General features: G+C 72.0%; 1 protein-coding gene and 1 pseudogene. One reads left to right on the forward strand and one right to left on the reverse strand.

Annotated elements, in window-relative coordinates:
* Positions 1 to 736 (forward strand): lytic transglycosylase domain-containing protein (locus DKL51_RS00175; protein ID WP_148097685.1); only part of this gene is annotated, 736 nt, incomplete at its 5' end.
* Between the two features lie 257 nt (positions 737 to 993).
* Here the strand turns inward: DKL51_RS00175 and DKL51_RS00185 are convergent.
* Positions 994 to 1675 (reverse strand): annotated as a pseudogene (locus DKL51_RS00185) (MMPL family transporter); the annotation flags it as partial.

Below are 1675 nucleotides of genomic sequence, written 5' to 3' on the forward strand. Positions count from 1 at the left end.
GGCCCCCGTCGACCAGCCCACCGAGGCGGCGCCGGCGGTCGAGGCGATGGGCGCCGCGCCGAGCATCAAGGCCAGCCCGAGCGCCAAGGCCACTGTGAAGCCCACGTCGAAGCCCACCCGGACGGTGGCCGGACCGCTGCCCACCCCGAAGCCGCCCACCGAGACGAAGGTGCCGCCCCCGCCGCCGGCGCCGGCCCCGAGCGGCTGCGAGCCGACCTACAAGGGCACCCAGGCGACCCGCAGCCAGGTGAAGCAGGCGCTCACCAACGCGGCCGGCCGGACCTACTGGCCGACCTCCGCGCCGGACATCGCGATCCCGCTCAATCTGCTCAAGGCGACCGCCTGGCAGGAGAGCGGCTGGCAGTCCAACATCATCGCCTGCGACGGCGGGATCGGGCTGATGCAGGTCATGCCGGCCACCGCGGACTGGATGAACCAGCGCTTCGGCCAGTCGTACGACATCAACGACTACCAGGACAACGCCTACCTGGGCGGCACCTACCTGGCCTGGCTGACCAAGTACATCGGCGACATGTACTTCGAGTCCGACTACCGGCTGGGCGCCTCGCTCTGCACCGACGAGCTGAACTCCTGCCTGCTGAACGCGATCATCGCGGCGTACAACTACGGGTTCGCCGCGGTGGCGCAGGAGGGCGAGCCGCTCACCATCCCCAACCCGCAGTACGTGCGCAACGTCCGGGCGCTGATGACGGAGTGCGTCTGCCTCAGCTACTGACCGGGCAGGGGCTGCCAGCTGTGCACCGGGGTGGACCGGTCGAACGACGAGTTCGCCGGCTCCACGTTCAGCCCCGACGGGCACACCCTGTTCGTCAACATCCAGGCGAGCCGCGGTCTGACGTTCGCCATCTGGGGCGACTGGCGCGGCATCGGCGTCTGATCGCCGCCGACGACGCGGCGGGGCCGGGGCGGATGCCCCGGCCCCGCTCGTCGTTCCGGTCTAGTGCCGCACAGTCTCCGGCTCCGGGCGTGCACCGGGGAGCTGTCGGGTGCCTCGATCCGGCGCAGCCGGCCCGGCCACCAGAACCGGTCGCCGAGCAGGAACGCGAGGGCCGGCACGAGGACCGTCCGCACCAGCAGGGTGTCGAGCAGGACGCCGATGCAGACGATGATCCCGATCTGGGGGAGCGTGATGAGCGGCAGCACGCCGAGGACGGCGAAGACCGCGGCCAGCAGTACGCCGGCGCTGGTGATCACGCCGCCGGTGACGCGCAGCGCGGAGAGCATGCCGTCTCGGGTGCCGGTGCGGCGGGCGTCCTCCCGGGCCCGGGTGACGAGGAAGATGTTGTAGTCCACGCCGAGGGCCACCAGGAACACGAAGGCGAGCAGCAGCACCCCGCTGTCCAGCGCCGGGAATCCGAGCACATGGTCGAAGAGCAGCCACGCCGCGCCGAGGCTGGCGAAGAACGACGCGATGACGGTGAGCACCAGCAGCACCGGCGCGAGCAGGCCGCGCAGGAGCAGGACGAGCACCGCGCCGACGAGCAGCAGGATGATCGGCAGGATCAGCCGGAGGTCCTTGGCGTTGGCCTCGTCGGAGTCGTAGGTGGCGGCCACCGTACCGCCGACCACGGCACCCCGGGGCGGGTCGGCCCCGTCGACCGCGGGCGGCGCGGAGTCGGGGACCGCCGCGACCGCGTCCCGCACCGCCTCGGAC

Origin of the sequence: Micromonospora globispora (genome assembly GCF_003857015.1) — a bacterium.
Lineage (GTDB): Bacteria > Actinomycetota > Actinomycetes > Mycobacteriales > Micromonosporaceae > Micromonospora > Micromonospora globispora.